Source organism: Escherichia sp. AM3 (genome assembly GCF_032029835.1).
GTDB classification, from domain to species: domain Bacteria; phylum Pseudomonadota; class Gammaproteobacteria; order Enterobacterales; family Enterobacteriaceae; genus Escherichia; species Escherichia coli.
The window spans coordinates 1-253 of record NZ_JAVUPQ010001143.1 but is presented as its reverse complement, the minus strand read 5'-3'; the positions used below and the strand labels follow the sequence as shown (position 1 = coordinate 253).

General features: G+C 60.1%; 1 pseudogene. It reads right to left on the bottom strand.

What is annotated here, in order from left to right:
• Nucleotides 1-253 (bottom strand): annotated as a pseudogene (locus RTW80_RS30065) (exopolyphosphatase); the annotation flags it as partial.

The window sequence follows — 253 nt, the reverse complement described above, 5'->3', positions numbered from 1 at the left end:
CCCGTCTTTTTCACCCATTGCCAGCAGCACTTCATGGGCCGCTTTAATCGAACCCGATGCGCCCAGCGCCACGTTCCAGCCCTGAATACGGTATTGCCAGGCCAGATTTTCCAGTTTTTGTACGGCGGCCATGCGCGCGCGCTGGAAGTTTTCGCGGGTGATGACGCCGCCCGGGAAATACATCTGCGCGAAGCTGACGCAGCCCATACGGCGGCTTTCCACCAGACGCGGCTCGAAGTCTTCGCCAATCACC